The organism is Paenibacillus agaridevorans, assembly GCF_003112455.1.
Lineage (GTDB): Bacteria > Bacillota > Bacilli > Paenibacillales > Paenibacillaceae > Pristimantibacillus > Pristimantibacillus agaridevorans.
Genome location: NZ_BDQX01000171.1, coordinates 277,439 through 284,952, shown reverse-complemented (window position 1 = coordinate 284,952; position 7,514 = coordinate 277,439). Strand labels below are relative to the sequence as shown.

Annotated in this window: 5 protein-coding genes and 1 pseudogene; 4 read left to right on the top strand and 2 right to left on the bottom strand. The window is 52.5% G+C overall.

What is annotated here, in order from left to right; translation table 11 throughout:
- Positions 1-223 (top strand): annotated as a pseudogene (locus tag PAT3040_RS38685) (alpha-glucosidase/alpha-galactosidase); the annotation flags it as partial.
- Positions 224-354: 131 nt separating this feature from the next.
- On the opposite strand, the gene PAT3040_RS16200 reads toward PAT3040_RS38685, so the two are convergent.
- Positions 355-993 (bottom strand): 3'-5' exonuclease, encoded by a 639-nt coding sequence (locus PAT3040_RS16200; protein WP_246608570.1) that lies wholly within the window; start codon positions 991-993, stop codon positions 355-357.
- Between the two features lie 398 nt (positions 994-1,391).
- Here PAT3040_RS16200 and PAT3040_RS16195 point away from each other — a divergent pair, with 398 nt between their 5' ends.
- Positions 1,392-2,657, top strand: coding sequence for an MFS transporter (locus PAT3040_RS16195; RefSeq protein ID WP_087566432.1), 1,266 nt, complete (start codon positions 1,392-1,394; stop codon positions 2,655-2,657).
- A gap of 6 nt (positions 2,658-2,663) precedes the next feature.
- Here the strand turns inward: PAT3040_RS16195 and PAT3040_RS16190 are convergent, their stop codons facing one another.
- On the bottom strand, positions 2,664-3,527 hold the full coding sequence (locus PAT3040_RS16190; RefSeq protein WP_087566431.1) for a helix-turn-helix domain-containing protein: 864 nt from the start codon (positions 3,525-3,527) through the stop codon (positions 2,664-2,666).
- A gap of 150 nt (positions 3,528-3,677) precedes the next feature.
- Between PAT3040_RS16190 and PAT3040_RS16185 the strand changes: the two genes are divergently transcribed.
- Together PAT3040_RS16185 and PAT3040_RS16180 are read left to right on the top strand one after the other, a co-directional pair.
- Complete coding sequence (locus PAT3040_RS16185) at positions 3,678-6,371, top strand: family 78 glycoside hydrolase catalytic domain (protein WP_108993565.1); 2,694 nt, start codon at positions 3,678-3,680, stop codon at positions 6,369-6,371.
- 693 nt (positions 6,372-7,064) lie between these two features.
- On the top strand, positions 7,065-7,514 hold a 450-nt coding region (locus PAT3040_RS16180), incomplete at its 3' end, for a peptidoglycan-binding domain-containing protein (protein WP_258234999.1).

Below are 7,514 nucleotides of genomic sequence, written 5' to 3'. Positions count from 1 at the left end.
GGGGGAACAGTGGCTGCCGCAATACGGCGACGCCATCGATGCGGCCCGCGAGCGGCTGGAGAAGGGACCTTTGCTGCCTACCCGTGATTACAAGGGAGCTGCCCGTCTGAAGGTCAAGACAGTGGAGGAGATGCAGCAGGATCGGGAATCCGCCAATCGCAATGCGGGCGAGTCGGATAAAGGCAAGGATCGGGAAAAGACGGCAACGTCTTCGAATGGTTGATGGATATAATGCCGCTTGCATTGCGGCTGCAAGAACTCTAAAAGAAAGACCCGGATTCGCCATCCGGGTCTTTACTGCGCCGCAAAACGACTACGACAGCCGTTTCGCCTTGGTTGTTTATGCATGGCACATTAAGCTTCGCGAGGCGCGTATTTCAGCTCGATCGGCACAAGTTTGGCGTTTGGGGGACTCCACTTGGGAGGGCCGTATTTTCTCATATATCCGAGCACGTTCAGCGAATCCATTGCCGGCTGTTCTTCATGCATTGTCCGGAACAGCTCCCAGCAAGCGATGACGTCGTTTAAAGCGCGATGGCCGCCGATCAGCGGAATGCCGTAGCGGTCGCACATATCCTTAAGGGTATGCGGGTATACATGTCTTGCTCTGCTGATGGTCAACGTATCGATAAAATCGTTCCGGAACGACCTTCCCGCGATTCTCATCAGGGAATGATGAAGAAAGCTGAGGTCGAACTGGGCGTTATGGGCGATAAGTATATGATCGCCAAGCATCCGGTTCAGGATGCGGAACGCGGTATCCTCGTCCATGCCGCATGCCGTCATGTCGTCCGTAATGCCGGTAAGCTCCGTAATTTTGGGAGACAGCTTGCCGTCGTACTGCACCAGCGTGCTAAACTCTCCAGCGACGACTCCGTTTACGACACGGATCGCCGCCATCTCGATGACGCGGTCGTTTTTGGGGTCGAGCCCGCTCGTCTCGAAGTCGAATACCGTAAAGCTAAGCTGTTGAATTGCTTTTATTGGAATCACCGCCTTGTTACCTTAAGAGGTTGTTCAAAAAGTCCGCTCCCCATTACGAAGTAAGTCTTGAAGCTTACTCGACATCGAATATTGAACGCAACCGAACCTTCCGGTGCTCACGTAGCTCTGCTACGCTCCGCTCCTCCGTTTCTAGTTGCTTTCAATCTTCTCGGTACTGAGAACCGAACTTTTTGAACACATACTTTATGTATTCTACATCAGGCAGGAATTCCCTCCTTCAGAAGCGGATTCCTGCAAGGGAAGCTTTGTGGCGAGCGTAGAATCAGAGATAGGCGGAATTCTGTTTTTGGATAGAATTGGACTTCCCATCCCGACCCGATATGATAAACTAATCGTATTGGCAACAACAACGGAGATACGTGTTGAGCGACGAGGGGGAACGTCAGATGGCATTGCGGCATTTGTGGCATACGATGAAAGACATGGCGAAGGGAGAGGGCATACCGCCGGAGAGAAGGCTTGGCAAGGATGCCGTAACCGCTCTGCTGATTCATAGCTGCTTTCAGTTCGGGGCTTCTATGTCGGGTTTATTTTTGAACTTGTATCTGTGGCGGTTGACCCAGGATCTCAAAGTTAATGCGCTGTACAACCTCATTGTGTTCGCGATTACCCCCATTGCTTTTGCGGCGGGCGGCTTGATCGCGAAAAAACGCGATCGGATGGTGACGTATCGAGTCGGCATCGTGATGATCGCGTTGTTTTATTTGATGGTTATTTTGGCGCAGGAGCAAGTCCCGCAATATTACGTCTGGTTCGCATTGTTCAACGGGATCGCTTCGGGTTTCTATTGGACGGGTTATCTCGTTCTTCAATACGATGTGTCGACGGAGGCGAACCGGATTCGGTTTTTGGCGATGAACATGGTCATGTTCAATGGCGCGGGGCTGCTGGGACCGGCGCTTGCGGGATTCGTCATTCAGCGGAATGACGGACTGCAAGGGTATATAACGATCTTTACGATCGCATTTGTTATGTTCGTCATAGCCGCCGTTGTCAGCTTTCGAATCCCCATGGTGGAAACCCATCACAAGGTTTATTATCTAAAATTAATGGGGCTCGTCATGCACCGTAACCGACGCTGGCTGAAGGCGCTGTACAGCTTCTTTATACTGGGCCTGTTCCAGGGGCTGATGCTGTTCTTGCCCAATATTATGTTGTTCCAGGCGGTGGGACGGGAGGACTGGGTCGGATATCTCGGGGTTTTCTTCTCCTCGCTGACTGTCGCTACGGGGTATGTTATCTCGCGCAAGGCGCAGAAGGAGAACGTCAGACAATACGTATTCCTGTCCACGACAGGCGTAGTGGCAGGTTCCGGGCTGCTCCTCTTCGGCGTGGAATTGTGGTCCGTCGTCCTGTTTATGATCCTGTTCTCGATCTGCAATCCGCTTGCTATCAATACGCTAACTTCTTATTACTACAGGCTGATCGGCACGCTTCCGCTCAAAGGACAGCTGCGAATCGAATCCGTCGTTATGCGGGAGTTGTTCCTGAATGTAGGCAGGGTGCTGTCGATCGCGCTGCTGGTGCTGTGGGCCACTGATCTGGAGTCGGCGATTATGCCGGTCATCTTGTTCATCATGGCCGTCCTGCAATATTTATTGGTGTTCCTTATCAGGGAGAAAGGGCGGGACATGGAAAAAGCGGAGCATTAAAGGAAGTTATTCGCGCTTCCGGTATTGGCTCGGAGTAAGACCGGTCAGCCGCTTGAATACCGCGTTAAAGGAATGAATGTCCTTGTAGCCGACAGCTTCGGCAATATGCTGAATCTTGTCGGACGTTCGCAGCAAGAGCTCCGAGCTTCGGCGAACCCGGACGGACTGCCAATATTTGAACCAGCTTTGGCCGGTGTGTTGGTGGAATAACCGCTGCAAGTGTCGCTCGCTGAAGCCGCTTAAGTGAGCGAGATGCGATAAAGTCAGCTCCTGCTCGCAATTATTGCGAAGATAATGCAGAAGATCCTGGAAAGCCGCTTCCTTGGGCAGCGACTGGTCCGTATTCTCGCTCTCCCTCATGGAACGGTGCAGCTCGACCATGAGCTGGAATAGCAGCGCATGCAGCATATCTTCACAGCCTGGCGCACGTGTCGAATACTGCTCGAACATAGACTGGAACAGGCGCTCGAAGCGGTCGTTCCGATCCCGGACGCTGTAATTGCTTAGGAGGCCATCTCTCATTCGCCACAGGAAATCGACTGTCGGCTTCTCCGAGGCAAATGCGATAAGCTTGGGCAACAAGTTGGGGGAGAAAAGGCAATTGATGACGACCAGCTTCTGTCCCGAGGTGGATTTTGGACGGAAGACATGGGAGATGCCGATGGGCAAGTAAAACAGCTCCCCCTTGCGGACCTTCTGCACCGATTCTCCGATATGGTGGAAGCCTTCGCCCTCCACGATATACGCGATTTCGAGAAAATCATGATCATGGAACGGACCAACAAAGTTTTCGTCGTTCCGATTTACATAAATCAGCTCGTCTTGCTTAAAGAAGTAGTTGCCCCGTAACGTTTCTGTCGTTTTTTTCATGAAAACTCCCTCCAGCTTCCTGCAAAAAAAAATGTCCGTTTTACCCATTCATTATGTCCATTATACCTATAATCGAATGTAATTGCTCTCTTATAATAAGAACTATATTACGTGCAGCTCTTAGGAGCCGTTATTATGGGAGGGTTAACGATGATCCAAGTTACAAGTGTCCAATGCGAATACCAGCACAATCCGATCGGCATCGGGGAGAGGCAGCCACTGCTCAGTTGGAAGCTGGAAGCGACTTCTGGCCAACGCAAAGTCAATCAATCAGCTTACGAGCTCGAAGTCGCATCGGATGCGAGCTTCCACGACATTCTGTGGCAATCCGGCATCATTTACACGGAGCAATCGACCTTCGTCGAAGCGGCAGGTCTAATCTCCGAATCGTGCAAACGTTATTATTGGCGCGTTCGCGTATGGGATGGGGACGGAGTCGTATCGGACTGGTCTCCTGCCGCATTTTGGGAGACGGGCAAGCTTAAGGGAGAGACGTGGTCGGGCAAGTGGATATCGGCGCCTTTGGCGCAATTGCCTGCGGATGCCGAGCAAGTACCGCTGCTTCGCAAAACATTTACCCTGCGCGGTCAGGTTAAGCAAGCTCGAATCTATGCAACTGCGCTGGGCCTGTACGAACTGGAGTTGAACGGAAAGCGGGTTGGCGATACGTATTTCGCGCCGGGCTGGACGAGCTACAACAATGTGCTGCAGACGCAGACGTACGACGTAACGGATCATTTGACGGCTGGCAACAATGCCATTGGCGCTTGGCTCGGCAACGGTTGGTATAAAGGGAATCTGGCTTGGAGCCATCAGAAGGAGATTTATGGCAATCGGTTGGCGCTTCTAGCTGAGCTTCACGTCCAGTATGAGGATGGCGGCGAAGAGGTTATTGCCACGGATGGAAGCTGGACTTCGGCCCCGGGCCCGATCCGGATGTCGGAAATCTATCATGGGGAAACCTACGATGCTTCGCTGGAACACCCCGGCTGGAGCACGACTGCATTTTCCAAATCGTCCGATTGGCAGTCTGTAGAAGAGATTTCGCAAACCTATGAAGTGCTGACGCCGCAGATTAACGTGCCGGTACGGAAAAAGGAGACGCTGAAGCCCGTAGAATGGCTGACGACGCCGAGGGGCGAGACCGTTATCGATTTCGGCCAAAACATGGTCGGATGGGTGAAATTCAGCGTGCGGGGAACGGCGGGCGACGAGGTATCTTTGAAACATGCCGAAGTGCTTGATGCCGAAGGCAATTTCTATACAGACAATCTGCGATCGGCGAAGCAAAATATCCGTTATACGTTGAAGGGTGAAAGCATCGAAACGTTCGAGCCGAGATTTACGTTCCAGGGATTCCGTTTTGTCAAGCTGGAAGGGGCGGTGTCAGCGTTCGAGCGGGATGCGTTCGAAGCTGTCGTTATCCATTCGGACATGGAGGAGACAGGAAAGTTCTCTTGCTCGAATCCGCTAATTAACCAGCTTCAGAGCAATATTCGTTGGGGGCTGAAGGGGAACTTCGTCGATGTGCCAACGGATTGTCCGCAGCGCGATGAACGTCTGGGCTGGACGGGCGATGCCCAAATGTTTATAGGAACGGCCGTCTACTTGAACAATGTGGCGCCATTTTTTGCGAAGTGGCTCGGCGATCTCGCAGCGGATCAACGAAGCGACGGAGCAGTTCCGTTCGTCGTGCCGCATGTGCTGGCCGACGACTCTTACGGATCGGCGGCATGGGGCGATGCGGCCGTCATTATTCCGTGGACGTTGTATGCCAGCTATGGCGACAAACGTATTTTGGAGCGGCAATATGACAGCATGAAGGGCTGGGTATCGTACGTCGAGGCGCAAGGAGATCAACCTTACCTGTGGAATACGGGCTTTCACTTCGGCGATTGGCTGGGGCTCGACGCCAAGTCCGGGGATTATATCGGAGCGACGGATCGCGATATCATCGCATCGGCCTTCTACGCTTATTCCGTTAAGCTTGTGCGGAAGTCGGCGGAGGTGCTTGGCCGGGAAGAGGATGCGGCGCACTATGCGGAGCTTGAGCGTCAAGTCGCGGATGCGTTCCGCAAGGAATTCGTGACGCCGGGCGGACGTCTCTCTTCGTCGACGCAAACGGGACATGTGCTGGCGCTTATGTTCGAGCTGCTTGACGAACCTTCCGAGCGTCGTTCGGCGCTGCGATTGAAGGAACTGCTGGAAGCCAGCAAACATCATCTGACGACGGGTTTCGTAGGCACGCCTTATATCAGCCACGTGCTAAGCAAACATGGCATGCTGGACGAGGCGTATACGCTGCTGCTGCAACAGGACTACCCGTCCTGGCTCTATCCCGTAACAAAAGGAGCAACGACGATCTGGGAGCATTGGGACGGCATCAAGGAGGATGGCAGCTTCTGGAGCGCGGATATGAACTCGTTCAATCACTATGCCTACGGCGCCGTGGGAGACTGGCTCTACCGCACGGTCGCGGGAATACAGCCTGAGGAGTCCGCGCCAGGATACAAGCGCTTCGTCGTCGCGCCGCAGCCAGGAGGCGGACTGACATTCGCCGAGGGCGAGCTGGAGACGATGTACGGCAGAATCCGCTCGGCTTGGAAGCTCGGCGAAAACGGCGTCATCGAGCTGGAGGTTACCGTGCCGCCGAATACGAGCGCGGAGATCCGGTTGCCGGGAGCGGCCGGCTCCGACGTCGTCGCGGAGAGCGGACAGCCGCTGGAAAGCTCGGCAGGCTTAACGCTGCTGAAGTCTGGTGATGGCGTAATCGTGGAGGCAGGCTCCGGCACGTACAAGTTTGCGTACGACTTCAACGGCCAGCCGGCTGTTGCGATTAGCTAAGAGTTCAACTTGGCATGAATACCGTGAGCGTTGGAAAGATAGCGAAGATAGAGAAAACAACCGTATAAACCCAACCGTACAACAGCTTCTTCGGATTATGACCGGAGGAGCTGTTTCTTTATAATGCGGCATACCAGACTGTGGGTAATAAGCTTCAGCTGTAATGGGAAAGCGCCCATAGGCGTTAGTAACGCTTATGGCTCCAAAAAGTAGGTGAATGAGCACCTGTAGGCGTTAAAAACGCCGATGGATCTGAAAGTAACTCAGATTAGTGTCCATAGGCGTTAGTAACGCTTATGGCTCCAAAAAGTAGGTGAATGAGCAACTGTAGGCGTTAAAACGCCGATGGATCGTAAAGTAACTCTGATTAACGTGCTTAAGCGTTAGTAACGCTTATGGCTCCGAAAAGTAGGCAAACGAGCAACTGTAGGCGTTAAAAACGCTGATGGATCGAAAAGTAACTCTGATTAGTAGCCATAGGCGTTAATAACGCTTATAGCTCCGAAAAGTAGGCGAACGAGCAGCTGTAGGCGTTAAAAAAAGCGTTGCCAAGAGCAGCCGATTGTGCTTGCTGTTAGTAAAAGGGGGTTATAGATAAAGATTTTTTTTGGATGGCGCGTAATGAATTCCGAAAAATGGGGATAGTAAGCAAGGAAATAAAAACCCCTATTTAGAGAGGCTGTGTGCGATCCAGTGAAAAATCAAGTCAGAGATGGTTCAGGAAAAAAAAGAAGGCAACACCCTGCAATTCGTGCAGCTAAATATGTAAGTGTGGCTGTTATTACGTTAGCGCTTATGTTCAGTCTGCCTCAAACGACTCAGGCAGTTGGCAAAAAGGCGAAGGGTCCCGACGTATACGTCATTCAAGGCATGCTGAAGTCGATCGGCAGCTACGCAGGTCCAATTGATGGTTATTACGGACCTCAAACCGTAAAAGGTGTAAAGTATTATCAAAAAATGCACGGATTGCAGGTAACAGGCTCAGTGGATGCAAAAACGTTACAATCGATTACCTATTCCTATTCCGCTGCTAAGGCTGGCACGAAAGCGCAAGCCAAATGGAAAGGAAAAGCAAATGGCAAAGGTGCAGGCGTTGGAGCAGGCGGTGCAGGCGGCGGAGCTGGTGGTGCAGGCGGCGGAGCA